Source organism: Streptomyces griseoflavus (assembly GCF_014649995.1).
GTDB lineage: Bacteria > Actinomycetota > Actinomycetes > Streptomycetales > Streptomycetaceae > Streptomyces > Streptomyces griseoflavus.
In genome coordinates this window covers 666,207-686,788 of sequence record NZ_BMUC01000001.1, presented here as the reverse complement: position 1 = coordinate 686,788, position 20,582 = coordinate 666,207, and the positions used below count along the sequence as shown (strand labels likewise).

The 20,582-nt window shown below is 73.3% G+C and carries 17 protein-coding genes; 13 read left to right on the top strand and 4 right to left on the bottom strand.

Annotated features, from left to right (window positions below; translation table 11 throughout):
• Positions 1-52: 52 nt before the first annotated feature.
• Positions 53-904 carry a DUF4429 domain-containing protein gene (locus tag IE172_RS02950; RefSeq protein ID WP_190095443.1) on the top strand — a complete coding sequence of 284 codons (852 nt, stop codon included), beginning with the start codon at positions 53-55 and terminating at the stop codon, positions 902-904.
• Between the two features lie 85 nt (positions 905-989).
• Here IE172_RS02950 and IE172_RS02945 read toward each other — a convergent pair whose 3' ends face one another.
• Positions 990-2,006, bottom strand: coding sequence for an aldo/keto reductase (locus IE172_RS02945; RefSeq protein ID WP_190095442.1), 1,017 nt, complete (start codon positions 2,004-2,006; stop codon positions 990-992).
• On the bottom strand, positions 2,003-2,467 hold the full coding sequence (locus tag IE172_RS02940) for a MerR family transcriptional regulator (RefSeq protein ID WP_431995667.1): 465 nt from the start codon (positions 2,465-2,467) through the stop codon (positions 2,003-2,005). The genes IE172_RS02945 and IE172_RS02940 overlap by 4 nt, the downstream gene beginning before the upstream one ends.
• Positions 2,468-2,659: 192 nt before the next feature.
• On the opposite strand from IE172_RS02940, the gene IE172_RS02935 reads away from it, so the two are divergent.
• The 5 genes from IE172_RS02935 to IE172_RS02915 all read left to right on the top strand — a co-directional run bounded on the left by IE172_RS02935 (position 2,660) and on the right by IE172_RS02915 (position 11,453).
• Positions 2,660-3,481: a serine hydrolase domain-containing protein gene (locus tag IE172_RS02935; RefSeq protein WP_190095440.1), complete on the top strand. Its 822-nt coding sequence runs from the start codon at positions 2,660-2,662 to the stop codon at positions 3,479-3,481.
• Between the two features lie 132 nt (positions 3,482-3,613).
• A complete protein-coding gene (locus IE172_RS02930) occupies positions 3,614-4,594 on the top strand; it encodes a hypothetical protein (protein WP_190095439.1) in 981 nt (326 codons plus the stop codon).
• A 42-nt stretch (positions 4,595-4,636) separates the two neighbouring features.
• Positions 4,637-6,472 (top strand): HSP90 family protein, encoded by a 1,836-nt coding sequence (locus IE172_RS02925; RefSeq protein WP_190095438.1) that lies wholly within the window; start codon positions 4,637-4,639, stop codon positions 6,470-6,472.
• A 2-nt stretch (positions 6,473-6,474) separates the two neighbouring features.
• The gene (locus IE172_RS02920; protein WP_190095437.1) at positions 6,475-9,450 is read left to right on the top strand and encodes a hypothetical protein; all 2,976 of its coding nucleotides are present in this window, start codon (positions 6,475-6,477) and stop codon (positions 9,448-9,450) included.
• Positions 9,451-9,878: 428 nt separating this feature from the next.
• The gene (locus tag IE172_RS02915) at positions 9,879-11,453 is read left to right on the top strand and encodes a S8 family peptidase (RefSeq protein WP_190095436.1); all 1,575 of its coding nucleotides are present in this window, start codon (positions 9,879-9,881) and stop codon (positions 11,451-11,453) included.
• Between the two features lie 218 nt (positions 11,454-11,671).
• Here the strand turns inward: IE172_RS02915 and IE172_RS02910 are convergent, their stop codons facing one another.
• Positions 11,672-12,334, bottom strand: coding sequence for a pirin family protein (locus IE172_RS02910; RefSeq protein ID WP_229885757.1), 663 nt, complete (start codon positions 12,332-12,334; stop codon positions 11,672-11,674).
• A gap of 59 nt (positions 12,335-12,393) precedes the next feature.
• Here IE172_RS02910 and fasR point away from each other — a divergent pair, with 59 nt between their 5' ends.
• The 5 genes from fasR (at position 12,394) to fabF (ending at position 17,370) form a co-directional block, all read left to right on the top strand.
• Positions 12,394-13,599: a fatty acid biosynthesis transcriptional regulator FasR gene (fasR, locus tag IE172_RS02905; protein ID WP_189555621.1), complete on the top strand. Its 1,206-nt coding sequence runs from the start codon at positions 12,394-12,396 to the stop codon at positions 13,597-13,599.
• A gap of 89 nt (positions 13,600-13,688) precedes the next feature.
• Entirely contained in the window at positions 13,689-14,603 is a 915-nt protein-coding gene (locus IE172_RS02900) for an ACP S-malonyltransferase (RefSeq protein ID WP_190095435.1), read from the top strand.
• Between the two features lie 22 nt (positions 14,604-14,625).
• Positions 14,626-15,657, top strand: a complete 1,032-nt coding sequence (locus IE172_RS02895) for a ketoacyl-ACP synthase III (protein ID WP_190095434.1) — start codon at positions 14,626-14,628, stop codon at positions 15,655-15,657.
• Between the two features lie 79 nt (positions 15,658-15,736).
• Positions 15,737-15,985 (top strand): acyl carrier protein, encoded by a 249-nt coding sequence (locus tag IE172_RS02890; RefSeq protein ID WP_004931691.1) that lies wholly within the window; start codon positions 15,737-15,739, stop codon positions 15,983-15,985.
• Between the two features lie 113 nt (positions 15,986-16,098).
• Complete coding sequence (gene fabF, locus IE172_RS02885; protein WP_190095433.1) at positions 16,099-17,370, top strand: beta-ketoacyl-ACP synthase II; 1,272 nt, start codon at positions 16,099-16,101, stop codon at positions 17,368-17,370.
• Positions 17,371-17,654: 284 nt separating this feature from the next.
• On the opposite strand, the gene IE172_RS02880 is transcribed toward fabF, so the two are convergent.
• Positions 17,655-18,149 (bottom strand): DUF3145 domain-containing protein, encoded by a 495-nt coding sequence (locus IE172_RS02880; RefSeq protein WP_190095432.1) that lies wholly within the window; start codon positions 18,147-18,149, stop codon positions 17,655-17,657.
• Positions 18,150-18,420: 271 nt separating this feature from the next.
• Between IE172_RS02880 and IE172_RS02875 the strand changes: the two genes are divergently transcribed.
• On the top strand, positions 18,421-19,329 hold the full coding sequence (locus tag IE172_RS02875) for an SGNH/GDSL hydrolase family protein (RefSeq protein ID WP_190095431.1): 909 nt from the start codon (positions 18,421-18,423) through the stop codon (positions 19,327-19,329).
• Positions 19,330-19,344: 15 nt separating this feature from the next.
• On the top strand, positions 19,345-20,316 hold the full coding sequence (locus IE172_RS02870) for an aldose epimerase family protein (RefSeq protein ID WP_190095430.1): 972 nt from the start codon (positions 19,345-19,347) through the stop codon (positions 20,314-20,316).
• Positions 20,317-20,582: the final 266 nt, after the last annotated feature.

The window sequence follows — 20,582 nt, the reverse complement described above, 5'->3', positions numbered from 1 at the left end:
CGGTATGCGTGGGGAGGGGACGGAGAAGCTCGTGCCGCATACGATGAGCCGCATGGGTGACGTACTGGCTGGATTTCATGCCGCCTGGGAGTTCGAGTCCGACTCCGTGCTCATCCGTTACGAGCGGGGGATTCGAACACCCAAGCTGTTCCAGGCACTCGGGGAGCGGCGGGTGCCGCTGGAGGCGATCGAGGGGGTGACCCTCACGCCCGGCAGGCGCGGCACCGTCGTGCTCCGGGCCGAGCTGCGGCCGGGAGCGGATCCCCTCCTGGAGGCGGCCGCCGGGCAGTTGAAGGAGAGCAGCGACCCCTACCGGCTGGTGCTGCCCGCCGAGCGGGAGACGCTCGCCGAGTACTACGCCGACGAACTGCGCGCGCGGCTGACCGAGTCGGGGCCCGCCGAACGCCACCTGGTGGCCGCGCCCGAGGTGCCGCTGCAGTTCAAGGCGTACGACGGGAAGGCGACGTTCGACGGTACGGCGGTGTCCTTCCGGTGGTTCTGGACGGGCGCGTCGTCGGCCAAGTGGAAGGCCGGGGACCAGCGGTTCCCGATCGGTGAACTGAGCGGGGTGGAGTGGCGCTCGCCCGAGGTCTTCGAGGGGCACCTGCGGTTGCTGCGGCGGGACGCGGCGGACGGGACGGCGGGGCAGGCCGATCAGGACCCGGCGGCGGTGGTGTTCGGGCTGGGGTACGGGCCGGTGCACGAGTCGCTGCCGTTCGCGGGGGCGGTGCTGGCGGCGGTGCGCAACTGCGCGCCGGTGCCGGCGGTGTCCGTCGCGCCCGCTCGGCGTGACCCGGCGGACATCGCCGAGCGGATCCGGCACCTGGGGGAACTGCACCAGGCCGGTCTGGTGACCGACGAGGAGTTCTCCGCCAAGAAGGCGGAGCTGCTGTCGGAGCTCTAGCGTCCCGCTGTCGGAGCCCTGGCGTCCCTTCGGTGCCCGGTCGCGCGGGCGGAGCCGCACGGAATCACGGCCCCGCGCCCCTAGCTCACTCCCGTCCGGCGGAGGTGAACGTCATGTCGGCGTAGCGGGTGCCGGCCACCCGCGCGGCGATCGGGTCCAGGAGAGCCAGTTCCTCCCCGGTCAGGGTGATGCGGGTCGCCGCCGTGTTCTCCTCCACGCGGGCCGGCCTCCGGGTGCCCGGGATCGGCACGACCGGGAGTCCGTGGACGGCGGCCTGCTGGTGCACCCAGGCCAGGGCGATCTGGCCGGGGGTGGCGCCGTGGGCCCCGGCGACCGCGCGGACCGGTTCCAGCAGGGCCGCGTTGGCCGCCGCGTTGGCGCCCGTGAAGCGGGGCATCCGGCGGCGGAAGTCGTCCGCGGTGAGGTCCTGGTCGGCGTCGGCGAAGGAGCCGGTCAGGAAGCCCCGGCCGAGCGGCGAGTAAGGGACGAGGGTCACGCCCAGCTCGCGCGCGGCGGGCACCACCTTCGCCTCGATGTCCCGGCTGAACAGCGACCACTCCGACTGCACGGCAGCGATCGGGTGCACGGTGTGCGCGGCGCGCAGTTCGTCCGCGGTGACCTCGCTCAGACCGAGCTGCTTGACCTTGCCCTCGCGCACCAGGTCGGCCATCACGCCGACGGTCTCCTCGATCGGCACGTCCACGTCGCGCCGGTGCATGTAGTAGAGGTCGATCACGTCGGCGTCCAGGCGCGTCAGGCTCGCCTCGACGGCCCGGCGGATGTAGGGCGCGTCGTTGCGGATGATCCGCCGGTCCGGCTCGTCCGGCGGGATCGCCAGGGCGAACTTGGTGGCGATGACCACCTCGTCCCGGTGCGCCGCGAGGAACGGGGCGAGGAAGCGCTCGTTGTCGCCGTCGCCGTAGGCGTCGGCCGTGTCGTACAGGGTGACGCCGAGCTCCAGGGCCCGCTCCAGCGTCGCCCGGGAGGCGTCCGCGTCCGCGGGACCGTAGGCGAAGCTCATGCCCATGCAACCGAGGCCCTGCACCCCCACGTCGGGGCCGCCCGCGCCCAGTGCCGCCGTCGTGATCCCGCCGCCCGTCATCGTGTCCTCTCCGACGCCAGGGCCCGCCCGGCGTCCGCGTAGAAACTGATCTTCCGGTCGAGCACGGCGAGCGTGCCCTGGAGCTCGGCGATCCGGGACAGCACGTCCTCGCGGGTCCGCTGGAGCAGGTCGAAACGCTCGGTGTAGGTGTGGTCGCCCGAGCGGACCAGTTCCGCGTACCGCACCATGTCCGCGACCGGCATCCCGGTCAGGCGGAGCTTGCCGACGAGGGCGAGCCAGTCGAGGTCGCGGTTGCTGTAGCGCCGCTGACCGGTGTGCGAACGGTCGATGTGCGGCATCAGTCCGATGCGCTCGTACCAGCGCAGGGTGTGCGCGGTCAGCCCGGTGAGGGCGACGACCTCGCTGATCGTGTACCTGTCCTCGCCGTCCGGCCGGCGGTCCCCCTGCGGCGGTCCGGCGCAGCTGTCGGCGCTCGCCCCTGTCGTCTCCGTCTCCGTCACCGTCATGTCCCCCACGCTAGAACGCTGGAGTGCACTCCAGGCAAGCGACGCGGGCGGGAAACGGGCGGACGCGGCGGCAGGTGGCTCGTTACCGTGCGGGCATCACCTTCGTACGCCGTGCGACACCCGGGCCCCGGACCCCGGCCCGACCCGTTGCCGGAGCCCGGGCTCCGAGCGCTTAGGCTCGACGGCATGTCGCTGAAGAGCCTCACGCTGATCGAGAACTGGCCGGTTCCCACCGTCGCGGCGGGTGTCGTGCGGGCGGACGGCACCGTCCTGGGCACCCACGGGCCGGCCGGTCACCGCTTCCCGCTGGCCTCGGTCACCAAGCCGCTCGCGGCGTACGCGGTGCTGGTGGCGTACGAGGAGGGGGCGGTCGAGCTGGACGAGGCGGCCGGCCCGGACGGCTCGACGGTGCGGCACCTGCTCGCGCACACCTCGGGGCTGGCCTTCGACGAGCACCGGGTGACCTCGGCGCCCGGTGAGCGGCGGCTGTACTCCAACGCCGGGTTCGAGCAGCTGGGGGAGCATGTCGCGAAGGCGACGGACATCCCGTTCGGCGAGTACCTGCGGCAGGCGGTGCTGGAGCCGCTGGGGATGACGGCGACCTCGCTGGAGGGGTCCCCGGCGAAGGACGGCGTCTCCACGGTCGACGACCTGCTGCGGTTCGCCGCCGAGGTGCAGGCACCGCGCCTGCTGGACCCGCGCACGGTCGCGGCGGCGATGACCGTGCAGTACCCGGGGACCAAGGGCGTCCTGCCGGGCTACGGCCACCAGAACCCCAACGACTGGGGGCTCGGCTTCGAGATCCGTGACGCCAAGTCGCCGCACTGGACGGGCGCCTCGTCGTCGCCGCGCACCTTCGGGCACTTCGGCCAGTCGGGCACGTTCCTGTGGATCGACCCGGACGCGGGCGCGGCGTGCGTGGCGCTCGCCGACCGTGCCTTCGGGCCGTGGGCCTCCGAGGCGTGGCCGCCGTTCACGGACGCGGTGCTGGCGGAGCTGCGCGGCTGACCCCGCGCGCGGCCACCCGGGCCACACCCCCGGCCCGCCGTGAAGTCCTCGTGAAAGCCCTGTGGATGCGATGTCGGGGGGTCGCCTTATGCTGCTCCGGATCATCACGCGGGGGTTCCAGGGAGGGCGCGCATGTTCGGCAGGCTGTTCGGCAGGGGCGAGGAGAGACCGGCGGGCCCGTACGCCCTTCCGGTCCCGCGCAGGAAGAACGGGATGTACACGCTGCGCGCGCTCGGCGACTCCCGTGTGCTCGCGCTGGTGGAGGCGGCCGACGCGGGTGAGTGGGAGGCGGTCAAGGAGGCGCTGGCCCCCTTCGACCTCGGCCGTGACCACCACGTCCTCGGTGAACTGGCCGGGCTGGACGGGGTGGAGGGGTGGATCGTCCGCGCCGTCGAGGAGGACAAGGAGCACCGGGCGACGGCCCTGCTGATCTCCGGGGCGCGTCACGTCCGCTGGGGCTGGGAGGCCCGCACCGCCGCCCGGGCCGTGCACGTCACGCAGGACCAGTGGCGGGTGTTCCACGAGCGTCTGCGCATCGCCGAGGAGCACCTGTTCGAGGCCGCCGAGCTGCGGCCGGAGTGGCTCACCCCGTGGCGCCATCTCCTCACCTCCGGGCGGGGCATGTCGCTGGGCCGTGCCGTCAACGAGACCCGGCTCGACGCGGCGCTGCGCCGTGACCCGCTGGATCTGTCGAGCCACCTGGAGTGGGTGTCGCAGTTGCAGCCGCGCTGGGGCGGTGAGCAGGGGCAGGCCCTGGCGTTCGCCCGTGAGGCGTTCGCCGGCGCGCCCGACGGCCATCCGCTGGGCTGTGCGGTGGCCATGGCCCACATCGAGGACTGGGTGGAGTCGGACGACTCCGACTGCCTGGACACCCCGGCGGTCCGGGCGGAGTTGGCGGAGGCCGCCCGGCGCAGCGTCCTGCACCCCGCCTACGAGCGGCGCCCGGGCTGGCAGCACGACTTCAACATGTTCGCCATGGCCCTCTCGCTCGCCTCCGAGGACACCGCCCGCCGGCACGTCTTCCACGAGCTGGACGGCGCCTACACCGAGTGGCCCTGGACGTACTTCGGGAACGGCGAGAAGCAGTTCGCCCGCCATCAGCGCCGCGCCTGAGCCCGCCCTCTCCCCGCCGAACCTCTCACCCCGGACTGCCCGATGACTCTTCCCGGCACCGGCGCCGACCGCACCTTCCAGGTGGATCTGCGCGGCCTCGTCGACCTCCTCTCCCACCACCTCTACTCCAGCCCCCGCGTCTACCTGCGTGAACTCCTGCAGAACGCGGTGGACGCGCTGACCGCCCGGCACACCCTCGAACCCGGCGCCCCCGCCGGGTCGTTCGGCATCCGTCTGTACGCCGACGGCACCCTGGTGCGTGTCGAGGACGACGGCGTCGGTCTCACCGAGGCCGATGTGCACACCTTCCTCGCCACGATCGGCCGCAGCAGCAAGCGCGCGGAGAAGATCGCCGAGCAGCGCGGCGACTTCATCGGCCAGTTCGGCATCGGCCTGCTGTCCTGCTTCCTCGTCGCCGACGAGATCCACGTGCTCAGCCGCTCCGCCCGTACGCCCGACGCGCCCGCCGTGGAGTGGCGGGGCCGCGGCGACGGCAGCTACACCGTCCGCAGCCTGCCCGCCTCCGCCCGCCCCCGGCCCGGCACCACCGTGACGCTCACCCCGCGCGCCGACGCGGGCGAGTGGACCCGTCCCGCGCAGGTGCACGCCCTCGCACGGCACTTCGGCTCGCTGCTGCGTCACCCGGTGACCTTCTCCGACACCACGGGCGGCGGGGCGGGCGCCCCGGTCAACCCGGAGGCGGCGCCCTGGGAGCGGACGTACCCCACCCCCGGCGCCCGCTCGCGCGCACTGGCCGCGTACGGCGAGGAGGTCTTCGGCTTCGCGCCGCTGGACACCATCGAGCTGGACCTGCCGGCCGTCGGCCTGAGGGGCATCGCGTGCGTGCTGCCCGAGGCGGTGCCCGCCGGACGGCGCCACGGCCACCGCGTGCACGTCAAGGGCATGCTGCTGTCCGAACAGGCCGGGGAGATCCTGCCCGAGTGGGCGTTCTTCGTGCGCTGCGTGGTCGACGCGGAGAGCCTGCGTCCCACGGCGTCCCGCGAGTCGCTCTACGAGGACGACACCCTCGCCGCCGTCCGGGACGCGCTCGCCGAGCGGCTGCGCGCGTGGATCGCCCGGGCCGCCGCCAGCGACCCGGAGCTGCTCGGCCGCTTCCTCCAGGTCCACCACCTGGCCGTGAAGTCACTCGCGGTGCACGACGACGAGATCCTGCGGATGCTGCTGCCGTGGCTGCCGTTCGAGACCACCGACGGGCACTGCACCCTCGACGAGTTCTCCCGCACCCACCGCACCGTGCTGGTCACCGCGAGCGTGGAGGAGTTCCGGCAGGTCGCGGCGATCGCCTCGGCCGCCGGGCTCGGCGTCGTCAACGGCGGCTACACCTACGACCGCCAACTGGTCCACCGCCTGCCGGAGATCAGGCCCGAGGTGGCCGTCGCCGACCTCGATCCGGCGACCCTCACCGCCCACCTCGACCCCGTCGACCGGGACACGGAACTGGCCGCCGCGGCCTACCTCGCGCAGGCCCGTGACGCCCTCGCCGTGTTCGACTGCGATGTCGCGCTGCGCGCCTTCCAGCCCGCCTCCGCGCCCGCCCTCCTGGTCGACAGCCGTGAGGCCCGGCACGAGCGCACCCGCTCACAGCTCGCCCGTGAGCAGGAGGGCGGCGTCTGGGGCGACATCCTCGGCGCGCTGCGCCAGGAGGCACCGCGCGCCCAGCTGATCCTCAACCAGCTCAACCCGCTGGTGCGCACCGCCGTCGCCATCGACGAGCCCGAGCTGGCCCGCACCAGCGCCGAGGCGCTCTACGGACAGGCCGCGCTGCTGTCCCGGCGTCCGCTGCGGCCCGCCGAGTCGAGCCTCATCAACCGTTCCTTCCTCGACCTTCTCGCCCACGCCCTCCGCAAGGACAGCTGACGATGCCGACGACCGCACCCCAGACCACCGACGAGCTGTTCCAGGCGCTCCGGGCGAACGACGAGCGCCCCTACGGCCGCACCCGCACCGTCACCGCCGAGGAACTCGTCGAGGCGGCCGAGCAGTTCGGTGAGCCGGTGCCGCTCATCCACGCCCTCCTCGAACTCCAGGAGGCCTACACCTACGGCTCCGAGCCGCGGAAGTCGCCGGTCGTCTTCGCCCGGCTGCTCACCCTGTTCGACGAGCAGCCCGACGCGTTCGACCCGCGGCTGCGGCACATGCTGTTCTGGCGGTTCAAGTGGGTCGCGAACGCCCTGCGCGCGCTGCCCGAGATACCGTTGGCCGCCCTGCGGCAGTGGCTGACGGAGATGCGCGACCGCTACGAGAAGGCCGGCCTGGAGCTCCAGCCCTACTACGGGCAGGCCTACCAGCTCGCCGCCCACGTGGGCGAGGACACCGCCCTGGCCTACGAGTTGTGGGCGGGACGCACGCGCACCCGGCTCAGCGACTGCGAGGCCTGCGAGATCTGCGAGCGCGCCCTGTACCACCTGGCGGCGGGCGACGACGAGCGCGCGCTGCGCGCCTGGGAGCCGGTGCTCGCCGGGAAGGAGTCCTGCCAGGAGGAGCCGGCCCGCTCGATCTCGTACGCGCTGCTGCCGGTGCTGCGGGCGGGGCGGACCGACGAGGCGCGGGCGCTGCACCTCGCCGGATACCGCGCGTGCCGCCGCAACGCCTCGATGGCCGGGGAGGTCGGCCGGCACCTGGAGTTCTGCGCGCTCACCGGCAACGAGGCGCGCGGCCTGGAACTGCTCGCCGAGAACCGGACCCTGTTCGACGAGGTGGAGTCACCGCGCGACCTGCTCGACTTCCTCACCGGTACGGAGGTCCTGCTCCAGCGGGTGGACGGGCTCGGCCACGGTGAGCTGCCCGCCGCCGGCTTCACGGGCCGCGCCTGGACGGTGGCCGCGCTGCGCGCCGAGGTGCGGGAGCGTGCCGACGGCCTCGCCGCCCGCTTCGACGCCCGCAACGGGACCACCGCGCACGCCGACCGCCGCCGGGCCCGCCTCGACCGCGCGCCGCTGCTGGACGCCCTGGAGCTGACCCTGCGCGCCCGCGCCCTGGACGACGTGGCCCCGCCCGCGCCGGCCGCCGCGCCCGCGCCGGCGGCGGCCGCCCTGCCCGAGTCGCTGCCCGAGCTCGTCCTGCGCGCCCGCGCGCTGGACGAGCAGGGCCACCCGGACGCGACGGCCTGCTGGGCCCGGCTGCGCACCCTCGTGGCCGCCCGCGGCTACGTCCACCCCGACGACCCGGCCGTGGGCCCGGCCGTACGGCTGCACGCCGACCTGCTGGCCGAGGAGGCGGGCCGGGCGGGCGAGAAGGACGAGTACGCCGACGCCGTCTCCCTGTACGAGGAGGCGGCCGGCCTGTACGACGACGCCGGCCTCCCGGGCCACGCGGCCGTCGCCCGCGCCGGCGCCCTGCTGGCCGCCGCCGAGCTGCCCGCGGAGGCGGCCGGGGCCGGCCCCGGGCCCCAGGCCGAGGGCGGCCCCGGGCCCCGGGAGGACGACGCCGGGGTGGGCGCGCTGACCGCCGCCCACGCCGCGCTGGTCCGGTTGCACGAGGAGACGTCCGGGCTCGCCCCGTACCAGGAGGCACGCCTGCTGCGGGCGCGGGCGACCGCGCTCGGGCTGCGCCTGCAGGCGTCGCGCCGCGAGGAGCACGTCGCCGCCGTCCTCGCCGAGGTGGACCTGCTGGAGGACTTCGCCGGCCGGCACGGCATCGCCGGGCAGGCGGCCGGGGCCCGGCTGCTGCGGGCCACCACCCACGCCCTGGCCGGCGACCTGCCCGCCGCGCTCGCCGGGACCGGTGAACTGCTGGACCGGCTGAGGGCGGACGGCCCGGCCTGGCACCTGCCCCGCACCCTCGCCCTGCGCGGCCGGCTCCAGCTCGGCCTCGGGGACGCCCAGGCGGCGTACGCGGATCTGAGCGAGGGTCTGCGGGTGGCCGCCGAGTGGCCCGCCGACCCCTTCGACGTGGACCGCCTGCACTCCGATCTGGCGGAGGTGTGCCTGCACCTGGGCCGCCCCGACGAGGCGCTGCGGCACCTGACGCGGGCGGCTGAGGCGCAACTGCGCGACGGCGACCGGATCGACGCGTACTGCACCTACGACAACGCCGCCCGGCTCAGCCTCGACCTGGGCCGCGTCGAGGACTGCATCGCCCTGCTGGACTCCCTGCTCGCGGAACCGGACATCACCGCCGGGGAGGTGGACGACCGGCTCGTCGCCCAGCTCCGCCTGACCCGCGCCCGCGCGCTGCGCGCCGGGGAGGACGTCAAGGCCGCCACGACGGAACTCGTCGCCCTGGCCGCCGAGTCGGCGGGCTGGGACGACGACCCGGGCAGCCACGCGATGATCGCCGCCGAGACGGCCGTGCTCCTCGGCGAGTCCGGTGAGTTCGACCGGGCCCGCGCGGCCGTGGACCAGGCGCTCACCGCCCACGCCCGTGATCCGCGCTACGAGCACCTGAGCAACGCGCTGCGCGAGCTCGGCCGCCTGCAGGCCCATCAGCAGGGACCCGACGGCCTGTCCGCCGCCCGCGCCTTCCTCGACGACGCCGGCCGGATCGCCGACGAGGCCCGCGCCGCCGGGTACGAGGCGCACGGCCGCCCGCTGGACGCCGCCCTGGCCTACGAGCACGGCAGGGTCAACGCGTACGGCGGCGCGTACGAGGAGGCCCTGGCCGCGCTGGAGAAGTCCCTCGGACTCCTCGGGGCCCCGGACGCGAACCCCGCTCTGGCCGGGGAGTGGGCGGAGTCGGTACGCCTCGCGGGTGTGGTGGAGGGCATCTACCTGGAACGCCCCGCCGCCGCGCTCACCCGCCTCGACGCGGCGGTGACCCGTCTGACCGCGCTCGGCCACACCGAGGAGACCGAGTCGCTGACCGGCCTCGCGGCGAGGCTCCGCGACGAGGAGTGACCGGTGTCCGGTGCCGGGGCGGGGGCCCCGGCACCGGACACTCCCCGTGACGGGGTGAGCGCGGTTCCACACATGGGGCCACGGGTGACGGACCGGCGCGAAGCGGACGTGACGTGCGCCGACGCGGTTCCACGAGATGACTGTGACAGTGATCTCGTTTACCCAGCGTTTGTGTACCGGTTGATGACCTTGTGTCATTTCCCCTGTGTGGCGCGGACGTTAAGGCCCGCCCGGACCTCTTGTGCAATCCGCGTAGACCATTCAATCTTTCGGCTGGCGGCAGGGAAAAGCGATCACGGCCACAGCGTCCGTGTTTGGCATGTACCTGACTATGTCGGTGCCGGTGACCCGGTTCGGGCGTTCGCCGCGTGCGCCTCCTGCGGGCGCACATCCCCCACACTCCCCACCTGTCGAGGAGGAACCCTCAGATGGCAGTGAAGCGAAACGCCAAGCGCAGATCGATCGTCGGTGTCGGCTCCGTCGCCGCGGCCGCTCTCACCGGCGGTCTTCTCACCGCCCTGCCCGCGCACGCCGCCGAGCCCGCGGTCGGCGCGATCGCCTACGCGGACGCGCCGAACGCGGTCCAGGACAGCTACATCGTCACCCTGAAGCCGGGCACCGAGGCCGCCTCCACCAAGGGCAAGGGTGTCGCCAGGAAGCACGGCGCCGAGGTCTCGCACACCTTCCGCGAGGCCCTCAACGGCTACACCGTCGAGGCCAGCGAGGCCGAGGCCGCCCGGCTGGCCGCGGACCCGTCGGTGGCGCTGGTCGAGCAGAACCGCACCTTCACCATCCAGGCGACACAGACCAACCCGCCGTCCTGGGGCCTGGACCGCATCGACCAGACCGCGCTGCCGCTGAGCGGCTCGTACACGTACGACGACACGGCCGGCCAGGGCGTCACCGCGTACATCATCGACACCGGTGTGCGCATCTCCCACAGCGACTTCGGCGGCCGCGCCCGCAACGGCTACGACGCCGTCGACGGCGACAACGTCGCCCAGGACGGCAACGGCCACGGCACGCACGTCGCCGGCACGGTGGCGGGCGGCGCCTACGGCGTCGCCAAGAAGGCCTCCATCGTCGGCGTCCGCGTCCTCGACAACAACGGCTCCGGCACCACCGCCGGCGTCATCGCGGGCGTCGACTGGGTCGCCGACAACGCGGTCCTCCCGGCCGTCGCCAACATGTCGCTCGGCGGCGGGGCCAGCACCACGCTGGACAACGCGGTGCGGGGCGCCATCGCCGCCGGCGTCACCTTCGCCGTCGCCGCGGGCAACGAGTCCACCACCGCGACCGGCTCCCCGGCCCGCGTGTCCGAGGCGATCACCGTCGGCGCCACCACCAGCACCGACGCCCGCGCCAGCTACTCGAACTACGGCTCGAACCTGGACATCTTCGCGCCGGGCTCCTCCATCACCTCCGCCTGGCACACCGGCGACAGCGCCACCAACACCATCTCCGGCACCTCGATGGCCACCCCGCACGTCGCGGGCGCCGCCGCGCTGTACCTCGCGGACAACCGGTCGGCCACCCCCGCCCAGGTCGCCTCCGCGCTGGTCAGCAGCTCCGTCTCCGGCGCCGTCACCAGCCCCGGCACCGGCTCCCCCAACCGCCTGCTCTACACGGGCGGCAACGGCGGCACCACCCCGCCGCCCGGCAAGACCTTCACCAACTCCTCGGACTACACGATCAGCGACCGCTCGACCGTCGAGTCCCCGATCACCGTCACCGGCGTCTCCGGCAACGCCCCCTCGGCCCTCCAGGTCCCGGTGAACATCGTCCACACCTACATAGGTGACCTGACGGTCCAGCTGGTCGCCCCCGACGGCTCGCTCTACACCCTCAAGGCGTCCGGCACCGGCGGCTCCACGGACAACATCAACACCACCTACACCGTGAACGCCTCCTCGGAGGTGGCCAACGGCACCTGGAAGCTCCGCGTCACCGACGGCTACGCCGGCGACACCGGCTACATCAACAGCTGGGGCCTGACCTTCTGATCCCCCGGCCCACGTCGCGCTCCGCCCCGGCACGAGGAGACCGTGCCGGGGCGGAGCGCTCAGCGCGTGAGGTCCGTCAGCGTGGGACGACGGTTGATCCACTCCGGAGGTCGAGAGCGCGTGAGGGTGTCCCGGTGACCGCGTCCACGCTCACCGGCCCTCGCCCGCTCCCGCCGAGCCCCCGCCGACGGTCGGCGCGGGCACCATGGTCCCGCGGGTCACGCTCCCCGCATCTCCCACAGCAGCAGTTCCGCCGGAGCGTCCGCGGCGACCGCCTCGGCGCCCACGGTGTCCGTAAGGCGGGCCGCGTCGCCCGGCTCCAGTTCCTCGCCGCCCAGCGTCACCTCGCCGCGCACCACGTGGACGTACACGTACGGCGCGTCCGGTACGGCCGTCCGCTCCCCGGCCGCCAGGCGGCGCACGTGGAGCATGGCGCCCGCCTCCGGGAGGGCGTAGGGGGTGGAGTCGGCGATGCCCCGGACGACCTCGTAGGACGGCTCGCCGCCCGGTTCGAGGGGGGCCAGCCACATCTGCAGGAAGGTCAGGGGGGCCGAGCCGTCGTTGCGCTCCACGTGGCGGACGCCGGACGCGGCGCTCAGGCGCTGGACGTCGCCGGGGCGGACCACCGTGCGGCGGCCGGTGGAGTCGCGGTGGGTCAGCTCGCCCTCCACCACCCACGTCACGATCTCGGTGTGGCTGTGCGGGTGCTCGTCGAAACCGGCGCCGGGGCCGAGACGCTCCTCGTTGCAGGCGATCACCGCGCCGAAGCGGAGGTTGTCCGGGTCGTAGTGCGACCCGAAGGAGAAGGCGTGGCGGGTCTCGATCCCGGCCGCCGGATCGCCGCCCTGATAGCGCTCGCCGGAGCGCCGTACGTCCATCACGGAGTCCACCGTAGGCCCTGCGACACGCGCGGCCGTCCCGATAAGGCAGTCTTGTCCCCGTGCCCGAACCCGAAACCAGTACCCACCGGCCCGCCGCACGCCCCGCCCACCCGCATGCCGCGACGCTGAAGCGGCTGGAGAAGTCGTCCGGGAGTCTCGCCGCGCAGGCGATCGCGCGGATGGACGAGACGCTGTCCTGGTACCGGGCCATGCCCCCGGAGAACCGTTCCTGGATCGGTCTGGTCGCGCAGGCGGGCATCGCCGCGTTCACCGAGTGGTTCCGGCGCCCCGACGCCCCCCAGGCCATCTCCACCGACGTGTTCGGCACCGCGCCGCGTGAGCTGACCCGGGCGATCACGCTGCGCCAGACCGTGGAGATGGTGCGCACCACCATCGAGGTCATGGAGTCCGCCATCGACGAGGTGGCGGCGCCCGGCGACGAGAACGTGCTGCGCGAGGCGCTCCTGGTGTACGCGCGGGAGATCGCCTTCGCCACCGCCCAGGTGTACGCGCAGGCCGCCGAGGCACGGGGTGCCTGGGACGCGCGCCTGGAGTCGCTGGTGGTGAACGCGGTGCTCAGCGGCGAGGCCGACGAGGGGGCCGTGTCGCGGGCCGCCGCACTGGGGTGGAACTCGCCCGACCACGTGTGCGTGCTGCTCGGGACCGCGCCCGACGGGGACTCCGAACTGACCGTGGAGGCCATCCGGCGGGCCGCCCGGCACGCCAAGCTGCAGGTGCTGACCGGGGTGCTCGGGGACCGGCTCGTGGTGATCGCCGGCGGCAGCGACAACCCGCTGGCCGTCGCGAAGTCGCTGATCGGACCGTACGCGGCCGGCCCCGTGGTCGCGGGCCCCGTGGTGCCGGACCTGCTGGCCGCGACCCGGTCCGCGCAGGCCGCGGCGGCGGGCCTCAAGGCCTGTTCCGCCTGGCAGGACGCCCCGCGCCCGGTGCTGGCGGACGACCTGCTTCCGGAGCGGGCGATCGCCGGAGACCCCTCCGCACGCGAGCAGTTGGTGGAGGAGATCTACAGACCGCTGGAGGAGGCCGGGGCCGCGCTGCTGGAGACGCTCAGCGTGTATCTCGAACAGGCCAGCAGCCTGGAGGGCGCGGCGCGCATGCTGTTCGTGCACCCCAACACCGTGCGTTACCGGCTCCGACGTGTGACAGACGTCACCGGATGGTCACCCTCCGATGTACGCTCTGCGTTCACGCTGCGGATCGCGCTCATCCTGGGGCGCCTGGTCGATGGCGATCTTCAGCCCTAGCCTTTTGTGGGGGCTCCACAAAACCCCCTGCTGTTCTTCGTCCTTGTCCTCACGGGCGGCCGTGGCCGTCCCCAAGAGAGAGTGTGAGAGTGCTCGTACTCGTCGCTCCCGGCCAGGGCGCCCAGACGCCCGGCTTCCTGACTGAATGGCTCGAACTCCCCGGTGCCGCCGACCGCGTCTCCGCGTGGTCGGACGCCATCGGACTCGACCTCGTCCACTACGGCACCAAGGCGGACGCGGACGAGATCCGTGACACGGCCGTCGCCCAGCCGCTGCTGGTCGCGGCCGGGCTGCTGTCCGCCTCCGCGCTCGGGAACGTGACACCCGGTGCCGTCGCCGGCCACAGCGTCGGCGAGATCACGGCCGCGGCCCTCGCGGGCGTGCTCGACGAAGGGGCCGCGCTCTCCCTGGTGCGCAAGCGGGGTCTGGCCATGGCCGACGCCGCCGCGATCACCGAGACGGGCATGGCCGCGCTGCTCGGCGGCGACCCCGAGGTGACCGTCGCGCACCTGGAGAAGCTGGGCCTGACCCCGGCGAACATCAACGGCGCTGGCCAGATCGTCGCGGCCGGCACCAAGGAGCAGCTCGCCGCGCTGGAGGCCGACAAGCCCGAGGGCGTGCGCCGGGTCGTCATGCTCCAGGTCGCCGGCGCGTTCCACACCCACCACATGGGCCCCGCGGTGGACACCCTGGCGAAGGCGGCCGAGGCCCTGACGCCCGGCGCCCCGAAGCTCACCTACGTGTCGAACAGGGACGGCGGGACGGTCGCCTCCGGTGCCGAGGTGCTGGAGCGTCTGGTCGGCCAGGTCGCCAACCCGGTCCGCTGGGACCTGTGCATGGAGACCTTCAAGGAGCTCGGCGTCACCGCCCTGCTGGAGGTCTGCCCCGGCGGCACCCTGACCGGCCTCGCCAAGCGCGCCCTGCCCGGGGTGAGGACGCTGGCCCTGAAGACCCCCGCCGACCTCGACGCGGCCCGCGAGCTCGTCGCCGAGCACACCGCCTGACCGCCCTAAGGAGCCGACCCGCATGGCGAAGATCAAGCCCAGCAAGGGCGCCCCGTACGCGCGCATCCTCGGCGTGGGCGGTTACCGTCCCACCAGGGTCGTGCCGAACGAGGTGATCCTGGAGACGATCGACTCGTCCGACGAGTGGATCCGTTCCCGCTCCGGGATCGAGACCCGGCACTGGGCCTCCCCCGAGGAGACCGTCGCCGCGATGTCCGTCGAGGCCTCCGGCAAGGCGATCGCGGACGCCGGGATCGACGCCTCGCAGATCGGCGCCGTCGTCGTGTCGACCGTGTCGCACTTCAGCCAGACCCCGGCCGTCGCCACCGAGATCGCCGACAAGCTCGGCACGGACAAGGCCGCCGCCTTCGACATCTCGGCCGGCTGCGCGGGCTTCGGCTACGGGCTGACGCTGGCCAAGGGCATGGTCGTGGAAGGGTCCGCGGAGTACGTCCTCGTCATCGGTGTGGAGCGGCTCTCCGACCTGACCGACCTGGAGGACCGGGCGACGGCCTTCCTCTTCGGCGACGGCGCGGGCGCGGTCGTGGTCGGCCCGTCCGAGGAGCCGGCGATCGGCCCGACCGTGTGGGGCTCCGAGGGCGACAAGTCCGAGACGATCAAGCAGACGGTCCCCTGGGACCGTTTCCGCGGCGGCGACCTCTCCGAGCTGCCCCGCGACAGCAAGGGCGAGGTCAAGTTCCCCGCGATCACGCAGGAGGGCCAAGCGGTGTTCCGCTGGGCCGTGTTCGAGATGGCGAAGGTCGCCCAGCAGGCGCTGGACGCGGCCGGGATCAGCCCGGACGACCTGGACGTCTTCATCCCGCACCAGGCCAACGTGCGGATCATCGACTCGATGGTGAAGACGCTGAAACTGCCGGAGCACGTCATGGTCGCCCGTGACATCCGCACCACCGGCAACACCTCGGCCGCCTCGATCCCGCTCGCGATGGAGCGGCTCCTGGCGACCGGCGAGGCGAAGAGCGGCGACACCGCGCTCGTCATCGGCTTCGGGGCGGGTCTCGTCTACGCCGCTACGGTCGTTACCCTCCCCTAGGCACTCCGTGCCGGATCATCGGTCCGGTACGCGAGGCACCACCGTCACATCCCTGGAATCACAACGAAGGAGCGCCATCATGGCCGCCACTCAGGAAGAGATCGTCGCCGGTCTCGCGGAGATCGTGAACGAGATCGCCGGCATCCCGGTTGAGGACGTCCAGCTGGACAAGTCCTTCACCGACGACCTGGACGTCGACTCGCTGTCCATGGTCGAGGTCGTCGTCGCCGCCGAAGAGCGCTTCGACGTCAAGATCCCGGACGACGACGTCAAGAACCTCAAGACGGTCGGCGACGCGACCGACTACATCCTCAAGCACCAGGCCTGAGCCCTGCCGGGCCTTCCGTCCGTACGGGAGGCCCGGGGGCCGGGTGCCCCGGCCCCGCCACCCGGCGGTGGCGCCGTACGAATCCTCGTAGATCCGTTGGAGAGAGAATTCCGATGAGCCCGACCAATCGCACCGTGGTCGTCACCGGTATCGGCGCAACCACACCGCTGGGTGGCGACGCGGCCTCTACCTGGGAGGGCCTGATCGCCGGACGTTCCGGCGTCAAGCACCTGGAGCAGGAGTGGGCCGCCGACCAGGCGGTCCGCATCGCGGCCCCGGTGGCCGTGGAACCGACCGAGGTCATCCCCCGGCCGCAGGCCCGCCGCCTGGACCGCTCGGCGCAGTTCGCGCTGATCGCGGCCAAGGAGGCCTGGGCCGACGCCGGTTTCGAGGCGAAGGCCGGCGAGGACCCGAGCGTCGACCCGGACCGTCTCGGCGCGGTCATCGCCTCCGGCATCGGCGGTGTGACGACGCTGCTGGACCAGTACGACGTGCTGAGGGAGAAGGGCGTACGCCGGGTCTCCCCGCACACCGTCCCCATGCTGATGCCGAACGGCCCGTCCGCGAACGTGGGTCTCGCGGTGGGCGCCCGCGCGGGCGTGCACACCCCGGTCTCCGCGTGCGCGTCGGGTGCCGAGGCCATCGGCTACGCCATCGAGATGATCCGCACCGGGCGCGCCGACGTGGTCGTCGCGGGCGGGACGGAGGCGGCGATCCACCCGCTGCCGATCGCCGCGTTCGGCAACATGATGGCGATGTCGAAGAACAACGACGACCCCGAGGGCGCGTCGCGCCCCTACGACACCGGCCGTGACGGCTTCGTCATGGGCGAGGGCGCGGGAGTCGTCGTGCTGGAGTCCGCCGAGCACGCCGCCGCGCGCGGTGCCCGCGTGTACGCGGAGGCGGTCGGTCAGGGCATTTCGGCCGACGCGCACGACATCGTGCAGCCGGAGCCGGAGGGGCGGGGCATCTCGCACGCCCTGCAGAACCTGCTGGACCGCACGGACCTGGATCCGGCGGAGATCGTGCACGTCAACGCGCACGCGACGTCGACGCCGGCGGGGGACATCGCCGAGCTGAAGGCGCTGCGGAAGGTGTTCGGGGACGACGCGGACCACATGGCGGTGTCCGCGACCAAGTCGATGACGGGGCACCTGCTCGGCGGGGCGGGCGGAGTGGAGTCGGTGGCCACCGTGCTGGCGCTGTACCACCGGGTGGCTCCGCCGACGATCAACGTCGAGAACCTGGACCCCGAGGCCGAGGCGAACGCGGACGTGGTGCGGGGTGAGGCGAGGAAGCTGCCCGTGGAGGGCAGGATCGCCGCGCTGAACGACTCGTTCGGGTTCGGTGGGCACAACGTGGTGCTGGCGTTCCGGTCCGTGTGACCCGCGCGTCGGCTGTGTGAAGGGCCTTCACCTCTTCGGGGGTGAGGGCTTTTTGCCGTGCGGGAGTGGCTGCGAGGCGCTGCGCTGCCGGGGGGCTCGGTGGGGCGGGCTGTGGGAGGGTGTCGCCCCCGCCGCCCCTTCCCGTCCCGTCCTCAGGGGCTGCGCCCCTGAGACCCCCGCCTGGGGGGGGATGGGGGTCGGTCGGGTGCGGGTGGGTCGTGGTTGCTCGCGCAGTTCCCCGCGCCCCTTGGGGGCGCAGTTCCCCGCCCTCCTTCGGGGCGCTGTCAGACGACCTGGTGGAGCCAGCGGACCGGGGCGCCTTCGCCTGCGTGGCGGAAGGGTTCCAGTTCGTCGTCCCAGGGCTTGCCGAGGAGCTTGGCGATCTCCGCCTCCAGGTCGGTCTCCTCGGCCCGGGAACGGACCAGGGCGGCGCGCAGACGGTCCTCGGGGACGAGGATGTCGCCGTGGACGCCGGTGACGGCGTGGAAGATGCCGAGGTCGGGGGTGCAGCTGTAGCGCTCGCCCTCGGTGGTGGCGAAGGGCTCGGCGGTGACCTCGAAGCGCAGCATCTGCCAGCCGCGCAGCGCGGAGGCGAGTTTGGAGGCGATGGCGGGCTGGCCCTGCCAGGAGAACTCCGAGCGCCAGGTGCCGGGGGACGCGGGCTGGCGGATCCAGTCCAGGCTGACGCGCGTGCCGAGCACCCCGGCGACGGCCCACTCGACGTGCGGGCACAGCGCGCGGGGCGCGGAGTGCACGTACAGAACTCCACGAGTCGTCACCGGAACCTCCGGGCTGAGCGGGTCGTCTTGGATCGGGCGGAACGGCCGCGGTCCGGGCGGGCCGCGTTGATGGCGAGGCTACCGTGCGACGAGGCAAGGAGTGTGACGTACCGTCCGTCCTGGTGCCGGGAAACGCTCGCCATTCACCCGGCAGGACGCCTGTACGGGTGGGTGGCGTTGCTTCGGTGAGGGTGACGCGGACGGGCGGGAACTCCCGTGCGTTGTTAAGGGTTGGGGGACGGACATCGGGCACGGCGCGGGGAGGCGACGGATGGGTCGGGCGACGCGGAGGGGGGCCCGTGCGCGGGCCGTGGCCGCCGTGCTGGCGGTCGCCGCGCTCGGCGTGGCGGGCTGTGACGCGGTCGGTGGTGCCTCCCCCGCCCCGTCCGGCACGGCGGCGGAGGAAGGGCGGCCGTCACCGAGCCCCACGCCCGTGTGGGATACCTCACCGGACTCGGTCGCCGCCGTGGGCGACTCGATCACCACGGGTTTCGACGCCTGCGCGGTGTTGACGGACTGTCCTGAGGTGTCGTGGGCGACGGGCGGCAGCGAGCAGGTCGACAGTCTCGCCGTACGGCTGCTGGGACGGACGGAGGCGGCCGCGCGGAGCTGGAACTACGCGGTGACCGGGGCCCGGATGGCGGATCTGCCGGCGCAGATGGCGCGGGCGGCGCAGCGCTCCCCGGAACTGGTGGCGGTGATGGCGGGGGCGAACGACGCCTGCCGGGAGACCACCGCGGCGATGACACCGGTGGCGGACTTCCGTGCCGACTTCCGGGAGGCGATGCGCACGCTGCGCGAGACGCTGCCGAGGACGCAGGTGTACGTGGCGAGTGTGCCGGACCTGAAGCGGCTGTGGTCCGAGGGGCGGACCAGCGCGCTGGGCAAGCAGGTGTGGAAGCTGGGCATCTGCCCGTCGATGCTGGCCGACGCGGACGCGATGGACGCGGAGGCGACGCTGCGGCGCGAGACGGTGCACCAACGGGTGCGGGACTACAACGAGGTGCTGGAGGAGGTCTGCGCCGAGGACCGGCGCTGCCGCTTCGACGGCGGCGCGGTGCACGACTACCGCTTCGGCACCGCGCAGTTGAGCCGTTGGGACTGGTTCCATCCCAGCATCGACGGCCAGTCCGAGCTGGCCGCCATCGCGTACCGGACGGTCACGGCGACGAAGCCGTGACCTATTGTTTCGCACATGAACGAACTCATCGGCACACTTTCCGACGGCACGCCGGTGCACCGCTGGACGCTGCGGCGGGCGGGCGTGCGGGTACGGATCCTGTCGTACGGCGGGATCGTGCAGGACGTCGAGGTGCCGGACCGGGACGGGCGGACCGGGAACGTGGTGCTGGGGTTCTCCGGCCTGGACGGCTACCTCCGGCATCCGGAACCCTTCCTGGGCGCCCTGATCGGCCGGTACGCCAACCGGATCGCGGGCGCGCGCTTCGCCCTGGACGGGTTCACCTACGCCCTGGAACCGAACGACGGGCCGAACTCGCTGCACGGCGGCGCGCGGGGCTTCGACAAGCGCGTGTGGGACGCCGTGCCGGTCGAGCACGGTCTGCGCCTCTCCCTGGTCGCCGGGCACGGCGAGGAGGGCTTCCCGGGCCGTCTGGAGGTGTCGGTGACCTACACGCTGGACGAGCGGGGGGCGCTGCGGATCGCGTACGAGGCGGTGACGGACGCGCCGACGCACGTGAACCTGACGAACCACTCGTACTGGAACCTGTCCGGCTCCGGCAGCGCGGCCGGGCACGAGCTGCGGCTGGCGGCGTCCCGCTACACGCCGTCCGACGCGGACCTGATCCCGACCGGTGAGCTCGCCGACGTCTCCGGCACCCGCTACGACTTCCGCGAGGCCCGCAGGACCGGGACGGGCTACGACGACAACTTCGTGCTCGACAAGGGGGTCACCCGGACGCCGGTGGAGGTGGCCGAGCTGTACGACCCGGCGTCGGGCCGGGTGCTGACGGTGGCGACCACCGAGCCGGGGATGCAGCTCTACACCGGGGACCACATCGGGGATCCCTTCCTGCCCGGGCAGGGCATCGCGCTGGAGACCCAGCACTTCCCCGACTCGCCGAACCGCCCCGAGTTCCCCGGCACGGTCCTGCGGCCGGGCGAGGTGTTCCGCTCGGAGACGGTGTACGGCTTCGCGGTGCGCTAGCGGGCGGATGCCCCTGACGCGCATGAGCCCCGGTCCGGGGTCAGGGTCCCGGGCCGGGGCTGCTCATGCGGGCACTTCCCGGTTCCGACGGTAATCCCTGCCGGGGTCCGGTGGCCCGGGAAGAGACTGCCCGCTTCAATCCCGTACGAACCTTTCACATCTTTTTCCGCTGCGCCCCCACCCGGCCACGACCTCCGTCCGGGCCCGGATGCGGGCCGCGACGGGCGCCCTCCCGCCCGCGCACGCCCCATGGCGTGATCCACTCC

What these genes read in the sequence shown, in the direction of transcription:
- IE172_RS02895 (WP_190095434.1), top strand. Translation starts at nt 14,626, where the DNA reads ATGGCGAAGATCAAGCCCAGCAAGGGCGCCCCGTACGCGCGCATCCTC.
- IE172_RS02870 (WP_190095430.1), top strand. Translation starts at nt 19,345, where the DNA reads ATGAACGAACTCATCGGCACACTTTCCGACGGCACGCCGGTGCACCGC.
- IE172_RS02875 (WP_190095431.1), top strand. Translation starts at nt 18,421, where the DNA reads ATGGGTCGGGCGACGCGGAGGGGGGCCCGTGCGCGGGCCGTGGCCGCC.
- IE172_RS02890 (WP_004931691.1), top strand. Translation starts at nt 15,737, where the DNA reads ATGGCCGCCACTCAGGAAGAGATCGTCGCCGGTCTCGCGGAGATCGTG.
- IE172_RS02915 (WP_190095436.1), top strand. Translation starts at nt 9,879, where the DNA reads ATGGCAGTGAAGCGAAACGCCAAGCGCAGATCGATCGTCGGTGTCGGC.
- IE172_RS02920 (WP_190095437.1), top strand. Translation starts at nt 6,475, where the DNA reads ATGCCGACGACCGCACCCCAGACCACCGACGAGCTGTTCCAGGCGCTC.
- IE172_RS02930 (WP_190095439.1), top strand. Translation starts at nt 3,614, where the DNA reads ATGTTCGGCAGGCTGTTCGGCAGGGGCGAGGAGAGACCGGCGGGCCCG.
- IE172_RS02935 (WP_190095440.1), top strand. Translation starts at nt 2,660, where the DNA reads ATGTCGCTGAAGAGCCTCACGCTGATCGAGAACTGGCCGGTTCCCACC.
- IE172_RS02925 (WP_190095438.1), top strand. Translation starts at nt 4,637, where the DNA reads ATGACTCTTCCCGGCACCGGCGCCGACCGCACCTTCCAGGTGGATCTG.
- IE172_RS02950 (WP_190095443.1), top strand. Translation starts at nt 53, where the DNA reads ATGGGTGACGTACTGGCTGGATTTCATGCCGCCTGGGAGTTCGAGTCC.
- IE172_RS02945 (WP_190095442.1), bottom strand. Translation starts at nt 2,006, where the DNA reads ATGACGGGCGGCGGGATCACGACGGCGGCACTGGGCGCGGGCGGCCCC.
- fabF (WP_190095433.1), top strand. Translation starts at nt 16,099, where the DNA reads ATGAGCCCGACCAATCGCACCGTGGTCGTCACCGGTATCGGCGCAACC.